The sequence below is a fragment of the Streptomyces sp. NPDC001204 genome (assembly GCF_053598035.1).
In genome coordinates this window covers 211,359-237,006 of record NZ_JBSFJL010000010.1, presented here as the reverse complement: position 1 = coordinate 237,006, position 25,648 = coordinate 211,359, and the positions used below count along the sequence as shown (strand labels likewise).

At 73.4% G+C, this 25,648-nt stretch carries 21 protein-coding genes and 1 pseudogene; 14 read left to right on the top strand and 8 right to left on the bottom strand.

Translation table 11 applies throughout. The annotated features are described in order from the left end of the window. Positions 1 to 8 precede the first annotated feature (8 nt). Together ACWC91_RS17150 and ACWC91_RS17145 are read left to right on the top strand one after the other, a co-directional pair. A complete protein-coding gene (locus tag ACWC91_RS17150; protein ID WP_376500441.1) occupies positions 9 to 473 on the top strand; it encodes a low molecular weight protein-tyrosine-phosphatase in 465 nt (154 codons plus the stop codon). A 101-nt stretch (positions 474 to 574) separates the two neighbouring features. Continuing rightward, positions 575 to 1,396: a fructosamine kinase family protein gene (locus ACWC91_RS17145; protein ID WP_225076848.1), complete on the top strand. Its 822-nt coding sequence runs from the start codon at positions 575 to 577 to the stop codon at positions 1,394 to 1,396. Positions 1,397 to 1,398: 2 nt separating this feature from the next. Here ACWC91_RS17145 and ACWC91_RS17140 read toward each other — a convergent pair whose 3' ends face one another. After that, the gene (locus ACWC91_RS17140; RefSeq protein ID WP_450643032.1) at positions 1,399 to 1,860 is read right to left on the bottom strand and encodes an SRPBCC family protein; all 462 of its coding nucleotides are present in this window, start codon (positions 1,858 to 1,860) and stop codon (positions 1,399 to 1,401) included. A gap of 299 nt (positions 1,861 to 2,159) precedes the next feature. On the opposite strand from ACWC91_RS17140, the gene ACWC91_RS17135 reads away from it, so the two are divergent. The 4 genes from ACWC91_RS17135 (at position 2,160) to ACWC91_RS17120 (ending at position 7,438) form a co-directional block, all read left to right on the top strand. Beyond that, positions 2,160 to 2,624 carry a hypothetical protein gene (locus ACWC91_RS17135; protein ID WP_225076582.1) on the top strand — a complete coding sequence of 155 codons (465 nt, stop codon included), beginning with the start codon at positions 2,160 to 2,162 and terminating at the stop codon, positions 2,622 to 2,624. Positions 2,625 to 2,877: 253 nt separating this feature from the next. Continuing rightward, positions 2,878 to 3,570 (top strand): GAF and ANTAR domain-containing protein, encoded by a 693-nt coding sequence (locus ACWC91_RS17130; protein WP_225076583.1) that lies wholly within the window; start codon positions 2,878 to 2,880, stop codon positions 3,568 to 3,570. Between the two features lie 206 nt (positions 3,571 to 3,776). Continuing rightward, positions 3,777 to 6,536, top strand: a complete 2,760-nt coding sequence (locus tag ACWC91_RS17125; protein WP_450643035.1) for a SpoIIE family protein phosphatase — start codon at positions 3,777 to 3,779, stop codon at positions 6,534 to 6,536. 77 nt (positions 6,537 to 6,613) lie between these two features. After that, positions 6,614 to 7,438, top strand: a complete 825-nt coding sequence (locus ACWC91_RS17120; protein WP_450643036.1) for a chitosanase — start codon at positions 6,614 to 6,616, stop codon at positions 7,436 to 7,438. Positions 7,439 to 7,469: 31 nt separating this feature from the next. On the opposite strand, the gene ACWC91_RS17115 is transcribed toward ACWC91_RS17120, so the two are convergent. Continuing rightward, complete coding sequence (locus tag ACWC91_RS17115; RefSeq protein WP_225076586.1) at positions 7,470 to 9,314, bottom strand: glycoside hydrolase family 15 protein; 1,845 nt, start codon at positions 9,312 to 9,314, stop codon at positions 7,470 to 7,472. 199 nt (positions 9,315 to 9,513) lie between these two features. Here ACWC91_RS17115 and ACWC91_RS17110 point away from each other — a divergent pair, with 199 nt between their 5' ends. Both ACWC91_RS17110 and sthA read left to right on the top strand, forming a co-directional pair. Next, positions 9,514 to 9,720 (top strand): hypothetical protein, encoded by a 207-nt coding sequence (locus ACWC91_RS17110; protein WP_225076587.1) that lies wholly within the window; start codon positions 9,514 to 9,516, stop codon positions 9,718 to 9,720. Positions 9,721 to 9,819: 99 nt separating this feature from the next. Then, positions 9,820 to 11,223 (top strand): Si-specific NAD(P)(+) transhydrogenase, encoded by a 1,404-nt coding sequence (gene sthA, locus ACWC91_RS17105; protein WP_225076588.1) that lies wholly within the window; start codon positions 9,820 to 9,822, stop codon positions 11,221 to 11,223. Positions 11,224 to 11,236: 13 nt separating this feature from the next. On the opposite strand, the pseudogene ACWC91_RS17100 reads toward sthA, so the two are convergent. The 3 genes and pseudogenes from ACWC91_RS17100 to efeU all read right to left on the bottom strand — a co-directional run bounded on the left by ACWC91_RS17100 (position 11,237) and on the right by efeU (position 15,495). Continuing rightward, positions 11,237 to 11,682 (bottom strand): annotated as a pseudogene (locus tag ACWC91_RS17100) (DUF5709 domain-containing protein). A 13-nt stretch (positions 11,683 to 11,695) separates the two neighbouring features. Beyond that, a complete protein-coding gene (gene efeB / locus ACWC91_RS17095) occupies positions 11,696 to 12,976 on the bottom strand; it encodes an iron uptake transporter deferrochelatase/peroxidase subunit (protein WP_450643038.1) in 1,281 nt (426 codons plus the stop codon). A gap of 56 nt (positions 12,977 to 13,032) precedes the next feature. Then, positions 13,033 to 15,495, bottom strand: a complete 2,463-nt coding sequence (efeU, locus tag ACWC91_RS17090) for an iron uptake transporter permease EfeU (RefSeq protein ID WP_450725949.1) — start codon at positions 15,493 to 15,495, stop codon at positions 13,033 to 13,035. A gap of 354 nt (positions 15,496 to 15,849) precedes the next feature. Between efeU and ACWC91_RS17085 the strand changes: the two genes are divergently transcribed. From ACWC91_RS17085 to ACWC91_RS17075, 3 genes are read left to right on the top strand one after another with little or no spacing between them, the layout of a single operon-like run. Further along, positions 15,850 to 16,518 (top strand): DedA family protein, encoded by a 669-nt coding sequence (locus tag ACWC91_RS17085; RefSeq protein ID WP_225076591.1) that lies wholly within the window; start codon positions 15,850 to 15,852, stop codon positions 16,516 to 16,518. Beyond that, positions 16,515 to 17,117 carry a phosphatase PAP2 family protein gene (locus ACWC91_RS17080; protein WP_225076592.1) on the top strand — a complete coding sequence of 201 codons (603 nt, stop codon included), beginning with the start codon at positions 16,515 to 16,517 and terminating at the stop codon, positions 17,115 to 17,117. The genes ACWC91_RS17085 and ACWC91_RS17080 overlap by 4 nt, the downstream gene beginning before the upstream one ends. After that, positions 17,114 to 17,842, top strand: coding sequence for a phosphatase PAP2 family protein (locus ACWC91_RS17075; protein ID WP_225076593.1), 729 nt, complete (start codon positions 17,114 to 17,116; stop codon positions 17,840 to 17,842). The genes ACWC91_RS17080 and ACWC91_RS17075 overlap by 4 nt, the downstream gene beginning before the upstream one ends. A gap of 738 nt (positions 17,843 to 18,580) precedes the next feature. On the opposite strand, the gene ACWC91_RS17070 is transcribed toward ACWC91_RS17075, so the two are convergent. After that, positions 18,581 to 20,077 carry a hypothetical protein gene (locus tag ACWC91_RS17070; RefSeq protein ID WP_225076595.1) on the bottom strand — a complete coding sequence of 499 codons (1,497 nt, stop codon included), beginning with the start codon at positions 20,075 to 20,077 and terminating at the stop codon, positions 18,581 to 18,583. 231 nt (positions 20,078 to 20,308) lie between these two features. Here ACWC91_RS17070 and ACWC91_RS17065 point away from each other — a divergent pair, with 231 nt between their 5' ends. Together ACWC91_RS17065 and ACWC91_RS17060 are read left to right on the top strand one after the other, a co-directional pair. Continuing rightward, on the top strand, positions 20,309 to 20,692 hold the full coding sequence (locus ACWC91_RS17065; protein WP_141355372.1) for a BlaI/MecI/CopY family transcriptional regulator: 384 nt from the start codon (positions 20,309 to 20,311) through the stop codon (positions 20,690 to 20,692). Beyond that, positions 20,689 to 21,582, top strand: a complete 894-nt coding sequence (locus ACWC91_RS17060; protein WP_225076596.1) for a M56 family metallopeptidase — start codon at positions 20,689 to 20,691, stop codon at positions 21,580 to 21,582. Before ACWC91_RS17065 ends, ACWC91_RS17060 begins: the two co-directional genes overlap by 4 nt. Before the next feature lie 35 nt (positions 21,583 to 21,617). Here ACWC91_RS17060 and ACWC91_RS17055 read toward each other — a convergent pair whose 3' ends face one another. Together ACWC91_RS17055 and ACWC91_RS17050 are read right to left on the bottom strand one after the other, a co-directional pair. Beyond that, entirely contained in the window at positions 21,618 to 23,960 is a 2,343-nt protein-coding gene (locus ACWC91_RS17055; RefSeq protein WP_450644149.1) for a glycoside hydrolase family 65 protein, read from the bottom strand. Continuing rightward, complete coding sequence (locus ACWC91_RS17050) at positions 23,957 to 24,709, bottom strand: beta-phosphoglucomutase family hydrolase (protein ID WP_225076598.1); 753 nt, start codon at positions 24,707 to 24,709, stop codon at positions 23,957 to 23,959. The genes ACWC91_RS17055 and ACWC91_RS17050 overlap by 4 nt, the downstream gene beginning before the upstream one ends. 206 nt (positions 24,710 to 24,915) lie before the next feature. On the opposite strand from ACWC91_RS17050, the gene ACWC91_RS17045 reads away from it, so the two are divergent. Further along, entirely contained in the window at positions 24,916 to 25,581 is a 666-nt protein-coding gene (locus ACWC91_RS17045; RefSeq protein WP_225076599.1) for a nucleoside/nucleotide kinase family protein, read from the top strand. Positions 25,582 to 25,648 lie beyond the last annotated feature (67 nt).

Here is a 25,648-nt window from a genome sequence, read left to right as displayed (position 1 = left end):
TGGGGGCCGTGCACATCTGTTTCGTCTGCAGCGGGAACATCTGCCGGTCGCCGTCCGCGGCGCTCGTGTTCGCCGAGCGATTGCGCCGGGCCGGGCTCACGGACGAGGTCCGGGTCAGCAGCGCCGGCATCGGTCCGTGGCACGCCGGGGAGGCCATCGACGAGCGGGCCGGAGAGGTACTGGCCCGGAAGGGCTACCCGGTCCGGCACGTCGCCGCCCAGGTCGGCGCCGAGCACCTGGACGCCGACCTGCTGCTGGCCATGGACCGCGGTCACGAGAAGGCGCTGCGCCGGCTCGTCGACGACCCGTCCCGGGTGCGGCTGCTGCGCTCCTTCGACCCGGACGCGACCGGTGACCTGGACGTACCCGACCCGTACTACGGCGGCCCGGAGGAGTTCGAGGAGGCGCTGGCCATGATCGAGGCCGCGACCCCGGGCCTGCTCGACTGGGTGCGCGAGCGCCTGCCCGCGTGACCGGCCGACCGCCGCCCGGCTCCGGCTCCGGCTCCGGCTCCGGCTCCGGCTCCGGCTCCGGCTCCGGCTCCGGCGAGGATCCCGCCGCCGCGGCCGCCCGGCTGACCGGGCGTGCGGCGACCGGCCGCAGCCCGTCGGCGGCGAACCCCACCGAGGTGACCCTCGACGACGGCGCGGTGGTCGTGGTCAAGCATGATGAGGATCCGGAGGCGGTGCTCGCCGAGGCCGCGGGGCTGCGCTGGCTCGCCGAGGCGGGCGCGGTGCGGGTCCCCGCCGTGCACGGCCACGACCGCCGCTGGCTGGTCACCGACCGGGTTCCACCCGGGCGGCCCAGTCCAGGGGCGGCGGCGCGGTTCGGCCGTGACCTGGCCGCCCTGCACGCCGCCGGGGCGCCCGCGTTCGGTGCCGCTCCGCCCGGCGGGCCGCGGGAGGCGTACATCGGGCTCGCGCCGATGCGCAACGTTCCCGGCGCCGACTGGCCGGGCTGGTACGCCGAGCACCGGGTGCTCCCCTATCTGCGCCGCGCGGTCGACGACGGCACCCTGCGCCCCGCCGAGGCGGCCGTGATCGAACGCGTACTGGAACGGCTGCCCGAACTGGCCGGTCCCGCCGAACCGCCCGCACGACTCCACGGCGACCTGTGGAACGGCAACGTGCTGTGGGGCGCGGACGGCGAGGTCTGGCTGATCGACCCGGCCGCGCACGGCGGGCACCGGGAGACCGACCTGGCGATGCTGCAGCTGTTCGGCTGCCCGCACCTGGACCGCGTCCTGGACGGATACCAGCAGGTCGCACCGCTCGCCGACGGCTGGGCCGGCCGCGTCGGACTGCACCAGCTCTTCCCGCTGCTGGTGCACACGGTGCTCTTCGGACGCGGGTACGCCGAACAGGCGGTCGCCGCGGGCCGCGGCGCCGGCGGGTAACCCTACCCGGCGCTCTCCACCAGCCGGGCGAGGTTGTCCAGAGCCATGCGCGTCCCCAACTCGTTGTCCGCGCGCGGCACCTCGTCGGGGATGCCCTCGTGCACGATCACGACCTCCGTCCCGCCGTCCACCTCGGCCAGTGACGTGGTCATCGTCATCGTGCCGTGCAGGGCGTCCTCGTCGGTCTCGAACGCGAGCACCTCGACCACCAGCCGATCGGGCACGAGCCGGGCGAAGTGCCCGCGGTAGGTGTCCGTGCGGGCGCCGGACTTGCCCCGGGCGCCCGCCTCGTCGTACGAGAGGGACACCCGGAACGTGCCGCCCTCACGGGCGTCGAACGCGTGGACATGAGCGGTCATGCCGTCGGGGACGCGCCATCCCGCCACCGCGTCCGGGTCGGTGAGGGCCCGGTAGACGGCGGCGGGAGACGCCTGCACCCGCCGTGAGACCCGTGTGGCGTACATGGCAGCAACGTACACACGCGGCACCCGGAACCGGAATCGACCGGACGAGACAGAACGGGAGCGGACGGGAACGGACGGGACCAGACAGGAACGGACCGGACCGGCAAGGCCGGTGCCTCACGATTGTCCCGGTTTTGTCACCAAGTAGCCCTGGAGTCACAGGTGTTGCTCCCGCATTTTCCCCGCGTGCTAAGAAATACGGCGTCACAGTGGCGCGGAGCGTCCCACGGGGACGCCGCACGCCATGTCGGTCCGGTCCGTGAGGGCCGTAGGGGGAAGGTGTCACTTCAGTGAACCGCATGCGCACGACCGTCGCGGCGCTGGCCGCGGCCGGGGTCCTCACCGCCGCTCAGCTGGGCTTCGCCGCGGCCGCTTCCGCGGCGACCTCCGCACCGCAGAGCTCGGGCTGCCCGATCAACATCGTCTACCCGTCCCGTTTCTACGTGGACCACAACGGGTGGGTGACCAACGGCGGCCTGTACTTCGGCATCAAGAGCAAGACCACGAAGAAGTTCAAGAACGTCACGTTCACGGTCACCAACGTCAAGAACATCCGCTTCGGCTCGGCGACGCCGAAGGGCGGCAAGATCAGCCACAGGACCTCGCAGACCGTGACGGTCCGCACCACGACCTTCAAGGGGAAGGCGAGCCTCGGCTTCAAGGTCCGGACGCACCTGCTGAACACCAGGACCTACAAGGTGAAGTTCGCCCTGCACGGCTCCGGCTGGAACTGCGCCGTCAACCAGGGCACCTGGGGCGCCTGACCCCGCGGGGACCGGGCGGCCGACGACCGGTTCGGTCCCCGACCGCCCCGCATCCCGATGCCCCGGCCCACGCGGCCGGGGCATCGGCGTGCGGGGCCGGGTCGTGGACGTGCGCGGGACCATCACGTGCCCGGACCATGATCGGTACGGCCCGTATACGCACGTGACCGCGGGGTACGCTGCGAATGCCGGCCGGTTACGGGCGATGCCACGTGCGCACCGGTGCGCACGGCGGGGAGAAGGGCGGGTGCGGATGGACTGGCGCGAGTTCGCCGAACAGATGGCCCAGCTGGCCCGGCGCCTGCTGGCCCAGGACTCCGCGCAGGAGACGCTCGACGAGATCGTCCGGGCGGCCGTCGAGCTGATCGACGGGTGCGAGGCGTCCGGGATCCTGGCCCTGCGCAAGGGGCGCGCCGTGACGCTGGCCGCCTGCGGGGACATGGTCGAGGAGTCCGACCGGTTGCAGGGCGAGGTCGGCGAGGGCCCCTGCTTCGACGCGGCCCGCCGCGTCGACGGGGACCGCCTCTTCCGCATCGCCGACCTCACGCAGCCGCAGCCGGCGTGGCCGCGGTACGCGCCGGCCGCCCGCGAGCTGGGCATCGGCAGCATGATGGGTTTCCTGCTGTACACCCACGACCAGGACTTCGGTGCGCTCAACCTCTACTCCAGCCGTCCCGGCTCCTTCACCAAGGACAGCGAGACCGCCGGCTGGCTGTTCGCCTCGCACGCCGCCGTCGCCGTGGCGGGTGCCAGAACCGTCGACCAGCTCGAACACGCGCTGGACACCCGGCACGCCATCGGTGAGGCCATGGGCATCCTGCGGGAGCGCCACGGCCTGAGCGAGGACGACGCCTTCGCCGTCCTGCGCCGCATCTCCCAGCACCACAACATCAAGATCCGCGACGTCGCGCAGACCATCCGTACCGACGCCCCCAAGCAGAGCTGACACGGGCCGAGAGGGCCGGGACTCCCCCCGTCACCATTCCCGGACGGGTGCCGCTGTGCTGCCGGTGGGTGGTGTCTCGATCATGTTCGAGGGACAGGAACGCACGTTCGGATGGCGCTGTCCGCGCGGCCGCCGCCCGCACGCCCTCGTGACCGAGGGCGTGACTGCCTCTCGCCTCACGCGGCGCGGCAGTGTAGACATGGCTCATGGTCCGACTCCCGGGTCGTACCGGCTCCCGGTCGGCCCGCCGTCCCAGCGGACGGCGTCTCCAGCTCGCGTCCGGCCCGGCCCGGCGGGCGCGCGAGCTGGCCGGGCATGGCCGATCGGGGCGCAGCAGACCCTCCGGGCTGCGATCACTCGGCGGGCGCAGCGTCGCCGGGCAGGTGTTCCTGCTCCAGGTCGCCATCGTGGTGCTGCTGGTCGCGGCGGCCGTGGTGGCGCTGGTGCTTCAGGTGCGGCACGACAGCGGCCAGGAGGCCCGCAACCGCTCGCTCGCCGTCGCCGAGACGTTCGCCAACGCGCCGGGCACCCGGGAGGCGCTCGCCGCCCCGGACCCGACGGCGGTGCTGCAACCGCGGGCCGAGGCGGCCCGCAAGGAGGCGCACGTCGACTTCCTCGTCGTGATGAACACCAAGGGGGTCCGCTACACCCACCCCGAGCCGGACCGCATCGGCAAGATGTTCGTCGGCACCATCCGGCCCGCGCTGGCCGGCGGCACGGTGGTCGAGCAGGTCGACGGGACGCTCGGGCCGCTCGTGCAGGCCGTGGTACCGGTCCAGGCGCCGGACGGCAAGGTGGTGGGCCTGGTGTCGGCCGGCATCACCACCAGGAACGCCGGCGGCCTCGCGGACCGGCAGCTGCCGGTCGTCCTGGGCGCCGCTGCCGTGGCCCTGGCCCTGGCCCTGGCGGGGACCGCGCTGGTCACCCGCCGGCTGCTGCGCCAGACCCACGGGCTCGGCCCCCGGGAGATGACCCGGATGTACGAGCACCACGACGCGGTGCTGCACTCCGTCCGGGAAGGCGTGATCATCGTCAGCGACGAGGGGAGGCTCCTGCTGGCCAACGACGAGGCGCACCGCCTGCTCGGCCTGCCCGAGGACGCCGAGCGCCGGCATGTGCTCGACCTCGGACTCGCCCCGGAGACCGCCGGTCTGCTGGACTCCGGCCGGATCGCCACCGACGAGGTGCACCTGGTCGGCGACCGGCTGCTGGCGATCAACCAGCGGCCCACGGACATGGCGGGCGGCCCGTCGGGCACCGTGGCCACGCTGCGCGACTCCACGGAGCTGCGCGCCCTGTCCGGCCGGGCGGAGCAGGCGCGGGAACGGCTCAGCCTGCTCTACGACGCCGGGGTGGGCGTCGGCACGACCCTGGACGTGGCCCGGACCGCCGAGGAACTCGTCAAGGTCGCGGTTCCCCGGTTCGCGGACTTCGCCACCGTGGACCTGTACGACGCCGTGCTGGCCGGCGAGGACCCGGATCCGGGGGCCGCGCTGCGCCGTACGGCCTGCACCGGGATCCGCGACAACACGCCGCTCTACTCGCTGCAGCAGGAGATCCGCTTCGTCCCCTCCACTCCGCAGGCGCTCAGCCTGAAGACCCGCCGGCCGGTCCTCGAGCCCCGGCTGGAGGCGGCCCCGGGCTGGCAGGCCCAGGACGTCGAGCGCACCCAGCGGGTGCTGGCGTTCGGCATCCACTCCCTGATCAGCGTGCCCGTGTGGGCGGGCAATCTGGTGCTGGGCCTGGTCAGCTTCTGGCGGTCGGAGAAGGACGAGCCCTTCGACTCCGAGGAGCTGGCCCTCGCCGAGGAACTGGTCGCCCGGGCCGCCGCCTCCATCGACAACGCCCGCCGCTACACCCGCGAGCACGGGCTGGCGGTCACCCTTCAGCGCAGTCTGCTGCCGCGCAGCCTGCCCGAGCAGAACGCGCTGGACATCGCCTACCGCTATCTGCCCGCGCAGGCGGGCGTGGGCGGGGACTGGTTCGACGTGCTGCCGCTGTCCGGGGCGCGGGTCGCGCTCGTCGTCGGCGACGTGGTCGGCCACGGGTTGCACGCCGCGGCCACGATGGGGCGGCTGCGGACCGCGGTCAGCAACTTCTCCGCCCTGGACCTGCCGCCCGATGAGCTGCTCGGGCTGCTGGACGAGTTGGTCGGCCGTATCGACCAGGACGAGACGGCGGACAGTGCCGGCGTGCCCGTCACCGGCGCGACCTGCATGTACGCGATCTACGATCCGGTCTCGCGCCGGTGCGCGGTCGCCCGCGCCGGCCATCCGCCGCCCGCCGTGATCGGGCCCGACGGGGACGTGACGTTCCCCGACGTGCCCGCCGGCCCCCCGCTCGGGCTGGGCGGGCTGCCATTCGAGACGGCGGAGCTGGAGCTGGCGGAGGGCAGCCGGCTGGTCCTGTACACGGACGGGCTCGTGATGGACCGGGAGCGGGACATCGACACGGGCCTCGAGGAGCTGCGCACCGCTCTCGCCTCCGCCGGTGAGTCGCCGGAGGACACCTGCCGGGCCGTCCTGGACGTCCGGCGGCCGTTCCGGCCGGTGGACGACGTCGCACTGCTCGTCGCCCGCACCCGTGCCCTGGGGCCCGGGCAGGTCGCCGAGTGGGACGTGCCCGGGGAGGCGGCGGCCGTCGGGGACGTGCGCGCGGCGGTGAGCCGGCGGCTCGCGGAGTGGGGGCTGGAGGAGCTGACGTTCACCACCGAGCTGATCCTGAGCGAGCTGGTCACCAACGCGATCCGGTACGGCGCCGAACCCATCCGGGTCCGGGTGCTGCGTGACCGCGCCCTGATCTGCGAGGTCTTCGACAGCAGCAACACCTCCCCGCACCTGCGCTATGCGGCGAGCACGGACGAGGGAGGCCGCGGGCTGTTCCTCGTCGCGCAGCTCGCCGAGCGGTGGGGCACCCGCTACACGCCCACCGGCAAGGCCATATGGGCCGAGCAGCCGCTGCCTTGAGCCGCCTCCTCCCCAGCTCCCCCACTTCTGCCACCTCTGCCACCTCTGCCACAGTCGAGTCATTTGGAGCCCTTTTGGTGCACGACACCCCCGGAACGACCGCGCCGGCCGGCGCGGCCCGCCGCAGCGTCCTCGCCCTGATCGGCGGCTCGCTCGTCGCCCTCCCCCTCCTCGGCGCCCGGGGCGTCGCCGCGGCCCCGGGCCTGGACAGCCCCGCGAAGAAGGAGATCGCCATGAAACTGGTGTCGAGCGCGGAGAACTCCACGCTCGACTGGAAGGCCCAGTACGCGTACGTCGAGGACCTCGGCGACGGACGCGGCTACACGGCCGGCATCGTCGGCTTCTGCTCCGGCACTGGCGACATGCTCGGCCTGGTGCGGCACTACACCGACCGCAGGCCGCGCAACGTACTGGCCGGGTACCTCCCGGCGCTGCGCGGCGTCCAGGGCACCGACTCGCACCGGGGACTGGACCCCGGCTTCCCCGAGGCCTGGCGCCGGGCGGCGCGGGACACCGCGTTCCAGCGGGCCCAGAACGACGAGCGCGACCGCGTGTACTTCGACCCGGCCGTCGCACAGGGCAAGGCGGACGGGATGCGCGCCCTCGGCCAGTTCGCCTACTACGACGCGATCGTGATGCACGGCGGCGGAGGCCTGACCGGCTTCCGCGGCATCCGCGAGCGGGCCTTGCGCACGGCCCTCCCCCCGGCCCGGGGCGGCGACGAGGTGACGTATCTGAACGCGTTCCTCGACGCACGCCTGTGGGCCATGCGGCAGGAGCCGGCCCACCGTGAGACCAGCAGGGTCGACACCGGGCAGCGGGTCTTCCTGCGCCAGGGCAACCTCGATCTGGAACCGCCGCTGGACTGGAAGGTGTACGGGGACGGCTACCGCATCGGCTGACGCCGCGGCGGACCGAGGCCCGCGGTCGGCGTCAGCCCAGGGCGCGGTCGAGGTTGTAGGCCGCGCTGATCAGGGACAGGTGCGTGAAGGCCTGGGGGAAGTTGCCCTGCTGCTCGCCGGTGGGGCCGATCTCCTCGGCGTACAGGCCGAGGTGGTTGGCATAGGTGAGCATCTTCTCGAAGGCGAGTCGGGCCTCGTCGAGTCGGCCGGCCCGGGTGAGGGCCTCGACGTACCAGAAGGAGCAGATGGAGAACGTGCCCTCGTCGCCGCGCAGCCCGTCGGGGCTGGCCTGCGGGTCGTACCGGTAGACGAGCGAGTCGGAGACCAGGTCGCCGGTCAGCGCGTCGAGGGTGGACAGCCACTTGGGGTCGGTCGGCGCGATGAACTTCGCCAGCGGCATCATCAGCACGGCGGCGTCCAGTACGTCGCCGTCCTCGTACTGGACGAAGGCCTGCCGCTCGGCGGACCAGCCGCGGTCCATGACGCGGCGGTAGATCGCGTCCCGGCTCTGCCGCCAGCGGGGCAGGTCGGCGGGCAGGCCGCGGCGGTTGGCCAGCCGCATGGCGCGTTCGACGGCCACCCAGCACATCAGGCGCGAGTACAGGAAGTTCTGCCTGCCGCCCCGGGTCTCCCACACCCCCTCGTCGGGCTGGTCCCAGTTCTCGCAGACCCATTCCACCAGCGCGGACACGTCGTCCCACTGGGCGCTGGAGATCGGCTGGGCCCACTTGTCGAAGAGGTAGATCGAGTCGATCAGGGCGCCGTAGATGTCGAGCTGGAGCTGGTCGGCGGCGGCGTTGCCGACCCGTACGGGCGCGGAACCCCGGTGTCCCTCCAGGTGGCCGAGTTCGCGTTCGGGCAGTTCGCTGCGGCCGTCGATGCCGTACATGATCTGCAGCGGGCCGGTCGCCTTGCCGTCCCCGGGGCTGATGTGCCGGGTCAGGAAGCGCATGAACGCCTCGGCCTCGCCGGCGAAGCCGAGCCGCAGCAGCGCGTAGACGGCGAACGCGGCGTCGCGCACCCAGACGTAGCGGTAGTCCCAGTTGCGCTCACCGCCGACCCGCTCGGGCAGGCTCGTGGTGGGCGCGGCGACGATGGCGCCGGTCGGGGCGTAGGTGAGCAGTTTCAGGGTGAGGGCGGAGCGGTGGACCATCTCGCGCCAGCGGCCGCGGTATCGGGACTGCGCGAGCCAGCGGCGCCAGTAGGCGACCGTGGCGCAGAACTGCTCCTCGGCCTCGGCGTGGGCGCACCGCCGTGGGGCCACCTCGCCGCCGACCTGGTCCAGCGCGAAGACGGCGGACTCGCCCTCGGCGAGCTTGAAGTCCGCGCGCAGGTCCGTGCCGTCGCTCTCCAGGGGCACGGTGGACGTCAGGGCGAGGGACAGGGTCGCCGACTCGAACAGGACCGTGCAGCCCTCCATCCGGACCGTGTGAGGGTCGGCGCCGTAGTTGAAGCGGGGAGCCACCCGGGCGCGGAACGGAAGGGTGCCGCGCACGCACAGCACGCGCCGGATGAGCCGGTGTCGTTCGGTCTCGGCGGATCCCTGCCGGTCTCCGCCCACCGGCATGAAGTCCTGCACCTCGCCGACGCCGTCCTCGGTGAAGAACCGGGTGATCAGCACGTTGGTGTCGGGGAAGTAGAACTGCTTGGTGCGCGCCGCCTCGGCCGCGGCGAGCTCGAAACTGCCGCCGCGCTCGGCGTCCAGGATCGCGGCGAAGACGCTCGGGGCGTCGAAGGCGGGGCAGCAGTACCAGTCGATCGTGCCGTCGGTGCCGACGAGGGCGACACTGCGCAGGTCGCCGATCAGGCCGTGGTCGGCGATCGGAACGTAGCGGGATGTGCCCGTCTCGGGCCCTCGGCTTCGGGTGTCGGCCATCGCGGCTGCCTCCTGTCCCCTCGCTGTCCCCCTCGCGCGGCCCGGTACTCGCGGCTGTCGCGGTTCCTCCAGCTTAGGAGCGGTCCTCCGGATGCAGGGTGCCGTCCGACGGGCAATCGTGGGAGGAGGTCCCGCTCCCGCTGCACGAGGGCCGCACTCCGGACGCGGGCGGGGATCCAGCCGGACCCGAGGAGGCCACATGTCGACGTCACAACCCGATGCATCCCGCGAGCCCGGGGAGCGCTGCACCCCGGACCACGTGCTCCACGCCCGTACCGGCACCGACGTCTCGCCCGAGGACGTGGTGCTGGCCGCGGGCCGCGACATCACCCCGCGCAACCTGGAGTGGGCCAAGCGCAAGATCGAGACGGAGGGCCCGGCCGCCCTGGACAAGCTGTTGCCCTAGCTCTTCCGGGGTGCGTGCGAAAGGGATCGGAGCCCTGTCGTTCCGGTCCCTTTCGTTCGTCCCTTTCGCTGGGGGCGTCGCTCTGCGAGACTCCGGGGCGTGCCCGACTTCGACATGATCGTCATAGGATCCGGACCGGGCGGCCAGAAGGCCGCCATCGCCGCGGCCAAGCTGGGCCGCCGGGTCGCTGTCGTCGACAGACCCGACATGGTCGGCGGGGTCTCGATCCACACCGGAACCATTCCCTCCAAGACCCTGCGCGAGGCGGTGCTCTACCTCACCGGACTCACCCAGCGTGATCTGTACGGTCAGAGCTACCGGCTGAAGGAGGACATCACCGTCGCCGATCTGACCGCACGCACCCAGCACGTGGTGGGCCTCGAGGTCGACGTCATCCGCAGCCAGCTCTCCCGCAACCATGTGGCCCTGCTCGCCGGGACCGGCCGCTTCGTCGACGGGCACACCGTCGCGCTGCGCGAAGTGACCGGTGAGGAAAGGCTGTTGACGGCCGAACACATCGTCATCGCGACCGGTACGCGGCCGGCCCGTCCGGACAGCGTGGAGTTCGACGGACGCACCATCATGGACTCCGACAACGTGCTCACGCTGGAGCGGGTGCCGCGGTCGATGGTCATCGTCGGCGCCGGGGTCATCGGGATGGAGTACGCCTCCATGTTCGCCGCGCTCGGCAGCAGGGTGACCGTCGTCGAACGGCGGCCGGGCATGCTCGACATGTGCGACGTCGAGATCGTGGAGTCGCTCCGCTATCACCTGAGGGACCTCGCCGTCACCTTCCGCTTCGGGGAGACGGTGGCCGCCGTGGAGCGGCACGAGAACGGCACGCTCACCGTGCTGGAGAGCGGCAAGAAGATACCGGCCGACGCGGTGATGTACTCGGCGGGCCGGCAGGGCCTGACCGACGGACTCGACCTGGAGAAGGCCGGGTTGAGCGCCGACGCGCGCGGCCGGATCGCGGTCGACGAGCACTACCGCACGCAGGTGCCGCACATCTACGCGGTCGGCGACGTGATCGGCTTCCCCGCGCTCGCGGCGACCTCGATGGAACAGGGGCGGGCGGCGGCGTACCACGCCTGCGGGGAGCCGGTCGGCAGGATGGGCGGCCTTCAGCCGATCGGCATCTACACGATCCCGGAGATCAGCTTCGTCGGGCGGACCGAGGACCAGCTCACCGAGGACCGGGTGCCGTTCGAGGTGGGCGTCTCGCGCTACCGGGAGCTGGCCCGCGGGCAGATCATCGGCGACTCGCACGGCATGCTGAAGCTGCTGGTCTCGCCGGAGGACCGCACGCTGCTCGGGGTGCACTGCTTCGGCGCCGGCGCCACCGAACTCATCCACATCGGGCAGACGGTGATGGGCTGCGGCGGCACGGTGGACTACCTGATCGACGCGGTGTTCAACTACCCGACGCTCGCGGAGTCCTACAAGGTGGCCGCCCTGGACGCGACGAACAAGCTGCGGCAGATCGACCGGATCGGGGGCTGACCCCGGGGCCGGGTCAGGGCTGGGTGCCGTCGTCCGGCAGCGTGTCGTCGACGATGTGGACGGGGCGGCCTCCTCGGCGCCGGCGGCCCCCGCGTCGGCGCCCGTGTCGGCCGCGACCTCCTCCTCGGTGGTGTCGCCGTGGGCGCCCTCGTCCGGGGCGACCGGGCGGCCGGCGCGGTCCCCGCCCGCCTCGGGGCCGACCGATCCGCCCTCGCCGCCGGGCAGGTCGCCCACCCCGTCGCCCTCGGGGCCGCCCTCGTCGGGCCGCTCCTGCGCCGGCAGCCGGCCGAGGCTCTCGCCCGCGTGCTCTTCGGCAGCCCTCGTGCCGTACTTGGTGACGCCCAGCGGCTTCTCCGGCGGGGAGCAGCCCTCGTCGAGGACGTCGTCGCAGGTCCGCTCCCCCACCGCGTCGTCCATGTCCGGCGGCGCGGCGTCCCCGTGTTCCTCGTGGGAGGGGATGGGACCGCGTCCGTCAGGCGGACAGCAGTCCGCGGCCGAGCCAGTCGGAGGAGTCACGGACGCCGGGCAGGGCGAAGAAGTAGCCGCCGCCGGTCGGGGAGATGTAGTCGACGAGGGGCTCGTCGATCAGCCGGGTCTGCGTGGCCTCGAACTGGCGGACGACGTCCTGCTGGTAGCAGCAGAAGACCAGGCCCATGTCGAGGTTGCCGACGTTGTCGACTCCGCGGTCGTAGTTGTAACCGCGGCGCAGGATGCGGGAGGCGTCGGTGGCGGCGGTGCGCGGGTTGGCCAGCCGGATGTGGGAGTCCAGCGGGATCGCCGTGCCCTTGGGGTCCTTGGCGTAGTGAGGGACGTCGGTCTCCTTGGCGCCGTCCAGCGGGGCGCCCGTGTCCTTGCGGCGGCCGAACATCTTCTCCTGCTCGGTCAGCGACACCCGGTCCCAGAACTCCACCAGCATGCGGATGATCCGGATCACCTGGTAGCTGCCGCCGGCCGCCCAGGCCGGCTCGCCCTGCCCGTCGCCCACCCAGACCAGGCGGCTCATCTCCCGGGCGGAGGCGACATCCGGGTTGGCGATGCCGTCCTTGAAGCCGAGCAGGTTGCGCTGGGCGCCGGTGGGGCGCGGGCCGTTCTGGAAACCGTCGACGCGCCACTTGATCTGCAGGGCGCCCCGGGTGTGCCGGGCGATGTCGCGCAGTGCGTGCAGCACCGTGTCCTGGCGGTCGGCGCAGATCTGGAGGGACAGGTCTCCGTGGCACTCGGCGGGGTTCAGGTTGTCGTTGGGGAAGGTCCGCATGGGGGTGAGCCGGCGCGGTATCGCCTTGGCCAGCCCGAAGCGTTCGTCGAAGAGGGAGGCACCGACGCCGACGGTGACGGTGAGGGCGTCGGCGGGGATCTCGGGACCGAGGATGCCGCTGTCGGAGGGCGGGGCGCCGACGCCCAGGTCGGTGGGGGTGCCGCCGGCGGTGAGGAAGCGGGCCCGCTCGGTGATGGTCCGCAGCAGTCCGGCGAGTTCCTCGCGGTTCTCGGCGATGACGTCGAAGGAGACGAAGGCGGCGGCCGCGGGGGCGGGTGTGAGGACGCCCGCCTGGTGGACGCCGTGGAACGGGACCGCCGCCGCGCCGGTGCCGTCCGCGGCGTGCGCCTGGCCCGCGCTGCTCCGGGCGAGGGTGAAGCCGCCACCCGCCAGGACCGCGCCGGCGGCACCGGCGCCCAGGGCCGTCTTGACGAAGGTGCGGCGCCCGTGGCCGGCGGGGCAGCCACCCTCGGGTGCGGACGTTTCGGCGGACGGCATGGAGCTGTTCCCTTCGGTGCGTACGGTCTCGGGTGTCACGGCGCGCGGTGCGGTCATCAGGCGGACTTCCGGATCTCCAGCAGGTCCGGTACGGGCGCGAGGTCCTCCAGGAGCTGTCCGGTGGCCCCGTCGAGGCGGGCCCGGGTGATCGCGTCGAGCCGGTTCACGGGGGTCCAGGCGTTCCCGTGGTGGGCCGCGTCGAGCAGCTTCCCCAGCCGGGCGGTGTCCGCGTCGACGGTGGGCAGCAGGTGCGGGGCGCGGGAGGTGAGCAGCGGCCTCAGCACGGTGAGCAGTTCGCGGGTGCCGGCGAGGTTGGCGTCGGCCGTGGCCAGCTCGGTGCCGCTGCCCTGGTCGGCCTGGCCGGTGAGTTCGAACTGGAGGGTGTTCTCGAGGATCTCGTGGGCGCGCAGCGGCAGGTCACCGGGGTCGAAGGCCTGCGTGGGGAAGGCCTTGCGCAGGCCGGCGGCGTCGGCGGCGAGTTTCTGGGCGGGAGCCTTCAGCCGGTCCGCGCTCTGGCCGTGCCACAGGCCGTACTCGATGCGGTGGAAGCCGGTGAAGTCCTTGTCGTCCACTCCGCCGGGCAAGCCGTCGGGCCGGCCGTTGATCTTCTTGTCGAAGTCCTCGAAGGTGCCGTAGGCGGCGCCGAGGGAGGAGTAGGTGCGATGGGCGGTCAGCCAGTCGGTGCGGGCCGCGTCGAGGTCACCGCCCTGGATGTCGGCGTTCAGCCGGCCTGTCTGGGCGACGAGCGTGCCCAGACCCTGTTCGACGTACTGCCTGTACTCCTTGAGCGGGGTGGCGAGGTCCTGCTCGGACACCGGGACGACCGCCGTGGCCCCTGCCCCGCCGCCGACCCGGACGGCCTTGGAGGTGACGGCCGTGCCGCCGGTGGGCACGCAGCGCCAGGCGTAGCTGCCGCCCGCGACGGTGGCGACCAGGTCGCGGGTGGTGCCGGGGGCCAGGCCCTCGATCTCGCCGTAGACCGCGTTGGTGGCCGGGTCTATCAGGTACACCTCGGAGGTCTTCGACCCGGTGTTCTGCATCTGGAACGTCCGGCGTCCCGGCTCGGGCGCGGTGAAGCCCTTGCCGCACTCGGTCTCCGACACGGCGACGGTCTGGGCTCCGGCGGGCTTGGGCCGTCCCAGGGCCACCACGAGTCCGGCGACGACCGCGGGCACCGCGACGACGGCCACGGGCACGACCCAGACGGGACGCCTCCGGCGGGCGACGGCAGCGTGCGCGTGCGATTCGTCCGGTGTCTCGCTGACGCCGCGCTCGGGCCTGCGCGACGGGTCGGCCCCCTCGGCCCACACCCCACCGGCGCCGCCACCAGCGGACGGGGTGTCGGCCCTGGAGAGTGCGGGGGGCTCGGCGCGGGAGGCGACGGAAGTCTCGACCCGGGACGCGGCGGAAGTCTCGGCGTGGGACGCGGCGGTAGTTCCGCTCGCCGCCGCTGTCGTCGCCGCAGTGGCGGCACCCACGTCCGGCCCGGCGGCGGCTCGGTCCCCGCCCTCGGCCGCCGCGGCGGCAGTCGGCCCGGCCTCGGACGCCAACCCGGCAGGGCTGTCGTCCGGGGCTCCGGTCCCGGCCGCGGCGCGCGGCTCGCTCGCGGCGGCCGGCCGAGGCGTGCTCGCGGCGCCGGCGCCCCGCGGAGCCTCCGGTACAGCAGCGGTCGTCGTGCCGGTCGGCGCCGTGGCGGGCGCCGGTTTCGTGGCGCGTACGCCCCGGACGAACAGGGTCATCACCACGGCGAGGTAGCCGGCGTAGCCGAGGACCTGGAGCCAGGTCATCGTCGGGGTGAGGTTGAAGACGCCCTGGACGAGGGTGCTGTACCAGGAGCCCGCGTCGACGGTGCCGCCGAGGTCGACCGCGTACGCCGCCTTGCCGGGGAGGACTCCGCCCTCCTGGAGGTCGCGCAGGCCGTAGCCGAGGACGCCGGCCGCGATCACGATCAGTACGGCGCCGGTGGCGGTGAAGAACTTGGTGAGGTTGATCTTCAGCACCCTGCGGTACAGGCCCCAGCACAGGCCGGCCGCCAGGACCAGACCGATCCCGGCGCCCGTCAGCGGTCCCACGGACTCCCCGGCCGCGCGGGCGGTGGTCCACAGGAACAGGGCCGTCTCCAGGCCCTCGCGGCCCACCGCGAGGAAGGAGGTGAGGATCAGCACGCCCGCGCCCATGCCGAGCGCGCCGGTCACCTTCTCCTTGATCTCACCGGAGAGGCTGCGGGCCGAGCGGCGCATCCAGAACACCATGGCGGTGACGAACGCGACGGCCACGACGCTGAGGGCGCCGCCGAACGCCTCCTGCGCGGTCGCGGACAGCGAGGCCGCCGTGAAGGTGAGCACCGCGCCGAAGCTCATCGCGAGCGCGATGGCCGCGAGGACGCCGGTCCACACCTGCGGCAGCCGGGACTTGGCTCCGGCCCGGACCAGGGTGGCGACGAGGATGGAGACGATCAGTCCGCCTTCGAGTCCCTCTCGCAGTCCGATCAGGAAACTCGGAAACGCGTCGTCCCACATGCCGTACGGCCCTCCCTGGCACACCGCCCCGGCCACTCCGGGACCGGGTTAGCGAAGGCATGCCTAACTTCGTGATCCATCATGACTACAGGCGTGTAGTCGAATGGTCATGAAGCGGCAATGGACCGGTAAAGGTCGGCGTGCGCACGGGAGTCCTCGGTCACAGCCGTTCTCGCACGCGGGAACCGCATGCGGGGTCCGGCCGGGCGACCCGGTTCACTCGTTCGGGCGACCATGGGAACGCCTCAGGGGTCTCCATCGTCTACATTGACGTAGACCGTCTACAGATTTGTAGTCACTCGGCCGGTGCCCTCGACCGCGCACCCGCCGACCCGACGGAAAGGGCCCGCGACGATGATCGCACTCCCGCACCTGTCGTCGCAGCTCGCTGTCAACGTGCTGGACGCGCAGTCGCTGCTGGCCGCCTTCGGCGTGCTCGGCGTCGGCGTGGTGATGTTCGCCGAGACGGGGCTCCTGATCGGCTTCTTCCTGCCCGGCGACTCGCTGCTGTTCACCGCGGGCCTGCTGTGCACCGGCACGGCCGACCGGGGTGTGAAGCTGTCGCTGGCCCCGTTGCTGGTCGCGGCCGTCGTCGGCGCGCTCGCCGGCTCTCAGTGCGGCTTCCTGCTGGGCCGCAGGGCGGGCGGCGCCCTGCTCGCCCGCAGCCGCTCCCCGCGCCTGCACGAGGGCGCCGGTCGCGCCGAGGAACTCCTGGAGCGGTACGGGTTCGCTAAGGCGATCGTGCTGGCCCGTTTCGTGCCGGTGGTGCGTACGGTACTCAACCCGATGGCCGGTGCCCTGGGCGTGCCGATCCGCACGTTCACCCTGTGGCAGGTCGTCGGCGGTCTCGTCTGGAGCGTCGGCCTCACCCTCGCGGGGTACGCGCTCGGCTCCTCCGTCCCGAACATCGACAAGTACCTGCTCCCCGTGATCGGACTCATCGTGCTCGTGTCGCTGATCCCGCTCGTCCCGGAGGTCCTGCGCTCGCGCCGGGCCGCGAAGGCCAAGGAGGCGCGCGGATGATCCTCGCCCTGTCGGGCTCGTCCATCGACGGCCCCCTGTACTCGGACGTGGTGGACCTGGCCCGCCGCTCCCCCGTGTGGTGGGACGACATGGTGACGGTGTGGTCGGCCTACGGCCTGGCCGTGTTCGCCGTGCTGATGCTCGCGGTCTGGTGGCGCTCGCGCCGGGTGGACGCCGGGGCGGCGGTCACGGCTCTGGCGGTGCCACTCGTCGTGGTGCTCGCCTACGCCGTCAACTCGCTGGTGAAGCTGCTCGTGCGCGAGGTGCGCCCGTGCCGCACGCTGCACGTGGTCACCCTGGAGGCCTGTCCGGCCCGCACCGACTGGTCCTTCCCCAGCAACCACGCGGCGATCGCCGCCGCGGCCGCGGTGGCGCTGCTCCTCGTCTCGCGCCGGCTCGGCGCGATCGCCTGCGTGGCCGCCGTCGCGATGGCCGCCTCGCGGGTCTGGGTCGGCGCCCACTATCCGCACGACGTGGCTGCCGGGCTCCTGACCGGCGCCCTGGTGGCCTACGTCGTGATGAAGGCGCTGCTGCGCCGGCCGGACATACTCGCCCGGCGCCTGGCCGCGACGCGGCTGCGGCCGTTGCTGGTGTCATGAGGCCCCGGGACACCGCCGACCTCGCGGGCAGCGCGGGGCTCGGCGCCTGGACCGCGTTCGCCGTGCTCGGCCTGGTAGTCGGCGGCCATGGCACCCCCCTGTCCGTGGACGACACCCTGCTCTCCTGGTCCCTGGATCACCGCCCGGCGGTGGCCGTGGCGGTGGCCCGCGGGCTCACCGCCACGGGGACGGGGGTCATCCCGTACCTGCTCGTCGCGCTGGCCGGACTCGCCGTCGGCCGCACGGCCCGGCAGCGTGCGGTCGCGGCCGCTCTCGGCCTCGGCTGCCTGGCGGCGGGCCAGGCCCTGCGCTACGGCGTGATGGAGCTGATCTCCCGGCCGCGTCCGCCCCGGCAGGACTGGGCGGCCCACGCCTCGGCATGGTCGTTCCCGTCCGGGCACACCACCACCTCCGCGCTGACCGCCGGACTGCTGATCCTGGCGACAGCCGTGCGTGCCCCGCGCGGCCGCAGGGCGTTCTGCCTCCTCGTCGGCTGCTGGGGCGCGCTGGTGGGGCTGACCCGGGTGTATCTCGGGGTGCACTGGTTCACCGACGTGATCGGCGGCTGGCTGTTCGCCGCGGGCTGGCTCGGGGTGTGCCTGTGCGCGGCCACCTGGTGGCTGCCCGCCGGCCTCGTGTCCGAGTTGACGGCGAGAGCCGGAGGGCCGGTGGAGGACCCCGCGGGCCGGGGTCCCGGCGGTCGAGGTCGGTCACGCCCTGTGTGACGCCCCGGCGCCACGGCCCGCACCACGAGGGCTCCGGCGCACCCCTCGACACGAGCCCACCGCCGCGACCGGCCGACGACGGACCCGGGGGCCCGGCGGCGCCCCCGGCGGCGAACTGCAGCCACGAGCCGTCCACCGGGCAACGGCTCGGCCACACCGGCGCCGGGCGACCGAACAACTGCTGGTCCACGAGACCGCGCCGGACGGATCCTCGCCGAACAGACCGACCGAAGACGTTCTCGTCGGCGACGGGGGTATCTCGCCGGCCGCCGGCCGGTTCGGCGCGGGGGGTGCACGTGGTGGCCGCACGGCGCTGCACGCCCCGCCAGGCGAAGGCGAGCGGGCCGCCCCACGGGCCGGCGGCCCGCCGTAGCCGGCTGCGCACGGTCCCGATGTCGCTCAGCACCGCCACGACCATGGGCCGGCACCGCGAGCGCAGCGGGCCCCGCACCACCGCCGTCACCGGCACTGCGGCGACGAGGACGATGGCCGCGGCCATGACGGAGAAGTGGGGGATCCAGAAGTGGGGGATCCACAGGACGCCCGGGCAGGCCACGGCGAGTACAACGATCAGGCGCCACACGGCGAGCGCGCTCGCGGTGCGGCCCGCGGAAGGGCCGCACCGCATCAGGAACCGCAGCTCGACCGCGCCCGCCCCGAGGCCGGCGGCCAGTGCGTGGTGGGCGGCGCCGGCGGCGAACTACGCGCGCGTTGGTGACGGTTGCGGAACCCCCGGCGTCAGGGGCCGGTGGCCTTGCGCGCCTGGGGCGCGACGTACAGGCGCAGGTCGCCGAAGCGGTGGGAGGGCCAGGTGCGGGCGTACGCGGGCGGGGTGCCGTCGGCGGTGGTGAGGGCGGCGACCGGCAGGCGCCGTGCGGCCTGGTCGATGGCCGCCGGGGTGCTGTTGGTGTTGGGGCCCGCGGTCGCGGCCGAACCGCAGCCGGTGTAGAAGGCGATCGGGATGGCCTCCTCACCGGTGAGCAGACAGGGCGGCCGCACTCCGAGGCGGTGCAGCGTGGCGGCGGTGCCGGACCAGGCGCGGCGGTCGGTGGTGGTGCGGTGGACGGTGTGGGCCAGGACGGCGTACTGCACCGCCAGGTGTCCGGCGAGGCCGAGGGCGGCCAGGGACACGGCGAGGGGCCGCCACTTGCCGTTCGGCGCCCTGAGGAACTGGACGAGGGCGTCGGCGGCCGGGATCGCGAGCAGGGCGTAGGCGGGCAGCAGGAAACGCGGCGCCGCATATCCGATCATGAACAGGTACGGGAAGGCGGCCGTGGCCGCGCAGGCCAGCGCGACCAGCGTGGGCGGGGTCCGCCGGGCGCGCACGGCGAGGGCGAGGCCCAGCAGGGCGAGCAGGGGCAGGACGTACCACCAGGCGGTGACGACCGGGTTCGGCTGCGCGCCGGTGCACGGCCGGCACAGGGCGCGCCCGCCCAGGCTGCGCAGCTGGTCGGCCACGGCGAAGTGCCAGCCCAGGCCGCCCTGCACGGCGGAGCCGTCGGACAGCCGCTGGAACAGGCCCCCGTAGGCGACGTACGCCTCGATCACCCATTCGGCGGACCCGGCGACCAGTCCGGCGAGCAGCGCGGCGAGCGGCTTCCAGCGCCGCTCCAGCAGGGCGAGGGCGAGCAGGGGCAGGACCACCCAGACGGCGTCCATGGGGCGCATCAACGCCATGAGGGCGGCGCCCCCTGCCAGGCCCCACAGTGCGGCGCGGTCCCGCCGGGCGGTCCGGACCCGCAGGCAGCAGCCCGCGCAGGCGAGGGCGCCGATGGCCACCCAGTAGTTGGGCATGGCCTGCGGACCGTAGAACAGGGTCACCCACAGGGAGGCGAACAGGGCGCCGGCCAGCGCCAGGACACCGGAGCGGAACGTGTGCCGCCACACGCGCAGGGCCAGGTACAGGGCGAGCCCGGAGAGCACCGCGAGGTAGACGCGCAGCAGCGTGGTGGACGGCGACCAGGAGGCGACCGGCGCGACGAGCAGCGAGACGCCGCGTGCGCGCGGGGCGCTGAAGTAGGCGGCCGGTGCGTGTCCGCTGACCTGGCTGACGTAGATGGACTCGTCCCAGCCGAGGCCCATGCCGGGCCGGACCAGGAGGAGTTGGGCGAGGGTGAAGGCGGCGGCCACCGCCGCCACGAGGACGTCGCCGCGGGCCCGGCGGGCGCGGGCGGAGCCGGATCCCGGTCCCGCTCGCCGCGTCCCGGCGAGTATGGCGTGCGAACTGTCGGCCATCTCCACCCCTCACCCCCGCACCGCGGGGTTTCGGACTCCCCGCGTTCCGCGCCGCCGGCGCGGGAACCAGGTAAGCAGGAACCAGGTAGGACGTCAGGGAAACAAGTAAGACGTCAGGGAAAACAGGTACGACGTCAGGGAAAACACGGACAAACTAACCCGCGCCGCGCCCACGCGCCGGGCGGGACGCCGCCGGACGCCTGACCCCCTACGCGCTGTAAGGTTGAGGGCATGGCTGGCAGAGGGCCTCACGGCAGGGTGGAACGGCGCAGTTCGGGCGAGTTGGAGAGCGAGGTCCTGGCGGCCTTGTGGTCCACGGAGCACCCGCTCACCCCTGCCGAGATCCAGCTGGAGATCGGCGGCGGCCTGGCCTACAACACCGTGCACACCATCCTCAAGCGGCTGTACGACAAGGGCCTGGTGCTGCGCGAGGTGGACGGACGGCGGGGTGCCTACCGGCCGGCCAAGAACGCGGCCGAGCTGACCGCCCAGGCGATGCACGACGCCCTGGACCGCGGCCCCGACCCGATCGCCGCCCTCCAGCAGTTCGTGACCGGGCTGAGCCCCGAGGAGGAGCGGGCCCTGCGCGAACTGCTCACCGGAGGGGCCGCGTGACGGTCGACGTCTACACCCCGCTGGCGCTGTCCGCGCTGCTCGCCGCGATCAGTCCCGCGGTCGGCCGGCGGGTGGCCCCCGCCCTGGCCGCGCGCGTGCTGACCGCCGCCGCCGCGGTGACGGCCGCCGCCACCGTGTGGTCCCTCGTACTGCTGTCAGCCACCCTCCTCAACGACGCCCCGCCGGTCGTCGCCGAGGCCAGGGAGGCCGGCCACGCGATCCCGGACCCGGTACCCGAGGCGATCGGGATCGCCGCCTGCCCGGCCCTCGCGCTGATCGCCCACCGGCTGTGGCGGGCCGTCCGCGCCGAGTACGCCACGCGCCGCAGGCTGCGGCGGCTGTGCGAGGGGCAGCCGGGGGACACCGAACTCATCGTCGCCGCCTCGCCCGTGCCGCGGGCCTTCGCCATCCCCGGCTCACCGGGCCGGATCCTGGTCACCGCGGCGATGCTCGGTGCGCTGGAGCCGGTCGAGCGCCGGGTGCTGCTCGCCCACGAACGCGCCCATCTGGCGCACCGGCACGCGCTGCTGGTGACGGCGGCCACGCTGGCCTTCGCGGCCAACCCACTGCTCGGGCCGGTGCGCGACCAGGTGGCCTTCCTCGTCGAGCGCTGGGCGGACGAACGGGCCGCCGCGGCGGTCGGCGACCGCACCACCACCGCCCGCGCGCTCGCCCGCGCGGCGCTCACGGCCGGACGGGCGGAGCCTTCGTGCGCGCTGGGCTTCACCGATCGCGCCGTCACCCGCCGTATCGCGGCGCTCCAGTCCGCCCCGCCGCCGCACCTGCGCTCGGTCGCGGTGGCCGTCCTCGCCCTCGGTGCGCTGCCCGCCCTGGGCGCCGCCGACGCCACGGGCGACCTGCTGGGCCTGCTGGTGCACATCGTCCCGTAGCCCTACGGCCTCCCGTACGACGAGGAACGCAGGCATCAGCGGGCATTGGGCTTGCGGTGCGGGGGCTGTTCCGGGGCCGGCAGGTGCTTCGGCGGTGGGACCGGGCGGGCCGTGGCGGCTCCCGGGCGGAGCGTGACCGGGGTGCCGTGGTGACGGATCGTCATGGTCGGCCCGTCGAGCAGCGAGTACGTGACGCTCTGCTGGGTGACCTCCACGCGCAGCCGACGGCCGCGGAACTGGAGTGTGAAGGCGAGGCGGCTGAACTTCTCCGGCAGCCGCGGCGAGAACCACAGCTCCTCACCGGTTCGGCGGGTGCCGCCGAACCCGACCACCAGCGCCTGCCAGGTACCGGCCAGAGAGGCGATGTGCAGCCCGTCGCGAGTGTTGTGCTCCAGGTCCTCCAGATCCATGAGGGCGGCCTCGGCCGCGTAGTCGTAGGCCAGGCGCAGATGGCCCGCCTGGGCGGCGATGACGGCCTGCACGCAGGCCGACAGTGAGGAGTCCCGTACGGTCAGCGGCTCGTAGTAGGCGAAGTTGCGGGCGATGTGCTCGTCGTCGAACTCGCTGCCGCAGGTGTACATCGCCAGCACCAGGTCGGCCTGCTTGATCACCTGCTTGCGATACAGGTCGAAGTAGGGGAAGTGCAGCAGCAGCGGGTACTGGTCGGCGCGGGTGCCGGCGAAGTCCCAGCGCTGGTAGCGGGTGAACCCGGCATGCTGCTCGTGCACGCCCAGCTCGGCGTTGTACGGGATGTTCATCGCCTCGGCCGCTTCCCGCCAGGTGGCGCTCTCCTCGTCGTCGGCGCCGAGCTGCTCCGCCTCCTTCGGATGGCGTTCGACGACGTCGGCCGCGGCCAGCAGGTTCGCCCGGGCCATCAGATTGGTGTACGTGTTGTCGTCGGCGATCGCGCTGTACTCGTCGGGGCCGGTGACGCCGTCGATGTGGAAGGTGCCGTGGTGGTCGTGGTGGCCCAGCGAGCGCCACAGCCGGGCCGTCTCCACCAGCAGTTCCACTCCGGTGTCGCGTTCGAAGTCCTCGTCGCCCGTCGTCGCGACGTAGCGCACCACGGCGTGCGCGATGGCGGCGTTCACGTGGAAAGCGGCGGTGCCGGCGGGCCAGTACGCCGACCCCTCCTGGCCCTCGATGGTCCGCCAGGGGAAGGCGGCGCCGCGCAGGCCCAGCTGGGCGGCGCGCTCCCGGGCGGCGGGCAGGGTGTTCTGCCGCCAGCGCAGCGCCTCGGTCACGGCGTCGGGCGAGGTGTAGGTCAGCACGGGGAGCACGAACATCTCGGTGTCCCAGAAGGCGTGCCCGTCGTAGCCGGAGCCGGTCAGCCCCTTGGCCGCGATCGCCCGTTCCTCGGCGCGGGCGCCGGCCTGGAGGACGTGGAAGAGGGCGAAGCGCACGGCCTGCTGGATCTCCTCGTCGCCGTCCACCTCGACGTCGGCACGGGACCAGAAGTCGTCGAGGTACGCCCGCTGTTCATCGACCAGGCCGGTCCAGCCGCCGTGCGCGGCGGCCGCCAGGGCCGCGTCGACCTGGTCGCTCATCGCCGGCAGGGAGCGGGCGCCGGACCAGCCGTGCGCGACGAACTTCTCCACCCTCAGCCGCTGTCCCGGTTCGAGGACGGAGGCGACCGTCAGCCGGGCCAGGTGGGGATGGCTCTCGCTGTCGGTCGTGGTGTGCTCGGGTCCGGAGATCACGTGGTCGGCGGCCACGGCCACCCGCAGGCCGCTGTGCCGGGTGCGGTGGACCAGCCGCAGCCGTTTGCCGGAGGCGAAGTCGTCCTCCGGCTCCAGCGGGGACTCCAGGGCCATCGCCGCCCGGGGGTCGCCGTCGGACTGGGGCATCTGCTCGTTGGCCACCAGCTCCGACTGGATGACCACGCGCGCCTGGGAGCCGACGGGCTCCACCTCGTAGGCGACCGCGGCGATCGACCGCTGGGTGAGGGAGACCAGGCGGGTGGAGCGCACCCGGACCGTCGTGCCGGCCGGGGAGATCCACTCGCAGGTCCGCTCCATCACCCCGCGGCGCAGGTCGACGGTGCGCTCGTGGGAGACCAGCCGGCCGTAACGCAGGTCGAACGGCTCGTCGTCGACGAGCAGCCGCAGCACCTTGCCGTTGGTGATGTTGATGACCGTCTGGCCCGACTCGGGGTAGCCGTAGCCGGCCTCCGCGTACGGCAGCGGGTGCACCTCGTACACGCCGTTGAGGTAGGAGCCGGGCAGTCCGTGCGGTTCGCCCTCGTCGAGGTTGCCGCGCCAGCCGATGTGCCCGTTGGACAGCGCGAAGACGGACTCGCTCTGGGCGAGGACGTCGAGGCTGAGTTCCGTCTCGCGAACGGACCACGGCTCGACGGCGTACGAACGGTGGGTGATCACTCGGTTCCTCCTCCCGCGCCGAGAAGTTCGGCGAGGTCCTTGACGACCACGTCGGCGCCGTGCGCGTACAGCGCGTCGCGCTGACCCACGCGGTCGACGCCGACGACGTATCCGAAGCGGCCCGAGCGGCCCGCCTCCATGCCTGCCAGCGCGTCCTCGAAGACGGCGGCCCGCCCGGCGTCGACGCCGAGGTCGCGGGCGGCGGCCAGGAACGTGTCGGGCCGGGGCTTGCCGGGCAGCGCGCGTTCGCGGGCGACCACTCCGTCGATGCGGACGTCGAAGAGGCGTTCGGCGTCGATGGAGTGCAGGACGTCCCGGGTGTTGGCGCTGGAGGAGACGATCGCGGTCCGCAGGCCCTCGGCCCGGACGGCCCCGATGTAGCGCAGGGTGCCCTCGTACGCCTCCACACCCTCGGTACGGATTTTCTCCAGGAGGAGTTCGTTCTTGCGGTTGCCGACCCCGTTGACCGTCGGGGCGTCCGGCGGGTCGTCGGGGCTTCCCTCGGGCAGTTCGATGCCGCGGGAGGCGAGGAAGGTGCGCACCCCGTCGGCGCGGGGGCGGCCGTCGACGTACTCGTCGTAGTCGGCGACCTGGTCGAAGGGCCGGAAGCCGGCGCCCTCCCGCTCGCGCAGGAAGGCGTCGAACGTCTCCTTCCAGGCGGCCGCGTGCACCACGGCCGTCTTGGTGACCACCCCGTCGAGGTCGAAGAGGCAGACGGTGATGTCTTCGGGCAGACCGAGCTGTGTCATAAAGGCACCTTTCCCCGCATCGCGGCATTGAGAGGGTGTCGAGTGCCACATCCGGCCGATGCCACATCCGGCGTTCGGTCGCGGCGAACGGTCGCCGGTCCCGCGGCCATCGTGCTCCCGGCGGCGGGCGTACGCCGGTTGCGCGGGCGCGTCCTCCCCCCGGTGCCGGGATCCGTCCCCGCCGACCGGGTGACACACTGTGCCGTGTGCCGCAGGCCTTCGACGACCTCCTCGCCCGTGCCCGAGCCATCCCCCGTGCCGGACAACGGGCGATCCTCGGTGTCGCGGGCAGCCCCGGCGCGGGCAAGTCGACCCTGGCCGAGCACCTGGTGCGGGCACTGAACGGAGACGGGGACGGGGAGCCGTGGGTGGCGCACGTCCCGATGGACGGCTTCCACCTCGCCGACGTCGAACTGGACCGGCTCGGCCGCCGGGACCGCAAGGGCGCTCCGGACACCTTCGACGCGGCGGGGTACGCGGCGCTGCTGCGCCGGCTGCGCGAGGAGCCGGACGAGACGGTGTACGCGCCCGGCTTCGACCGCGTCCTGGAGCAGCCCGTCGCCGGCACCGTCCCGGTACCGCCGTCGGCCCGGCTGGTGGTGACGGAGGGCAACTACCTGCTGCTGGACACCGGACTCTGGGCGCGGGTGCGGCCCCGTCTTGACGAGGTCTGGTTCTGCGAACTCGAAGAGCCGGAGCGCGTGCGCCGCCTGGTCGCCCGCCACGAGGAGTTCGGCAAGTCGCGCCAGGAGGCGGTGGCCTGGGTCCTGGGCACCGACCAGCGCAACGCGGACCTGGTCGCGGCGACCCGGTCCCGCGCGGACCTGATCGTGCCGCGGTCGGCCCTGCCGCCCCGCACCCGCGCTGCCTGAGCCCGCCCGGTCCCGCCCGTCCGGCGCGACCGGCGCCCCTGCCGCGTTGGACTATGTTGGGCCTCTG

Excerpts from the sequence above, each read along its gene's own strand:
- ACWC91_RS17125 (WP_450643035.1), top strand. The coding sequence starts at position 3,777 with ATGGTCCGACTCCCGGGTCGTACCGGCTCCCGGTCGGCCCGCCGTCCC.
- ACWC91_RS17065 (WP_141355372.1), top strand. The coding sequence starts at position 20,309 with ATGGCTGGCAGAGGGCCTCACGGCAGGGTGGAACGGCGCAGTTCGGGC.
- ACWC91_RS17140 (WP_450643032.1), bottom strand. The coding sequence starts at position 1,860 with ATGTACGCCACACGGGTCTCACGGCGGGTGCAGGCGTCTCCCGCCGCC.
- ACWC91_RS17130 (WP_225076583.1), top strand. The coding sequence starts at position 2,878 with ATGGACTGGCGCGAGTTCGCCGAACAGATGGCCCAGCTGGCCCGGCGC.
- ACWC91_RS17115 (WP_225076586.1), bottom strand. The coding sequence starts at position 9,314 with ATGGCCGACACCCGAAGCCGAGGGCCCGAGACGGGCACATCCCGCTAC.
- ACWC91_RS17075 (WP_225076593.1), top strand. The coding sequence starts at position 17,114 with ATGAGGCCCCGGGACACCGCCGACCTCGCGGGCAGCGCGGGGCTCGGC.
- efeU (WP_450725949.1), bottom strand. The coding sequence starts at position 15,495 with ATGTGGGACGACGCGTTTCCGAGTTTCCTGATCGGACTGCGAGAGGGA.
- ACWC91_RS17080 (WP_225076592.1), top strand. The coding sequence starts at position 16,515 with ATGATCCTCGCCCTGTCGGGCTCGTCCATCGACGGCCCCCTGTACTCG.
- ACWC91_RS17050 (WP_225076598.1), bottom strand. The coding sequence starts at position 24,709 with ATGACACAGCTCGGTCTGCCCGAAGACATCACCGTCTGCCTCTTCGAC.
- ACWC91_RS17085 (WP_225076591.1), top strand. The coding sequence starts at position 15,850 with ATGATCGCACTCCCGCACCTGTCGTCGCAGCTCGCTGTCAACGTGCTG.
- ACWC91_RS17110 (WP_225076587.1), top strand. The coding sequence starts at position 9,514 with ATGTCGACGTCACAACCCGATGCATCCCGCGAGCCCGGGGAGCGCTGC.
- efeB (WP_450643038.1), bottom strand. The coding sequence starts at position 12,976 with ATGCCGTCCGCCGAAACGTCCGCACCCGAGGGTGGCTGCCCCGCCGGC.
- ACWC91_RS17070 (WP_225076595.1), bottom strand. The coding sequence starts at position 20,077 with ATGGCCGACAGTTCGCACGCCATACTCGCCGGGACGCGGCGAGCGGGA.
- ACWC91_RS17135 (WP_225076582.1), top strand. The coding sequence starts at position 2,160 with ATGCGCACGACCGTCGCGGCGCTGGCCGCGGCCGGGGTCCTCACCGCC.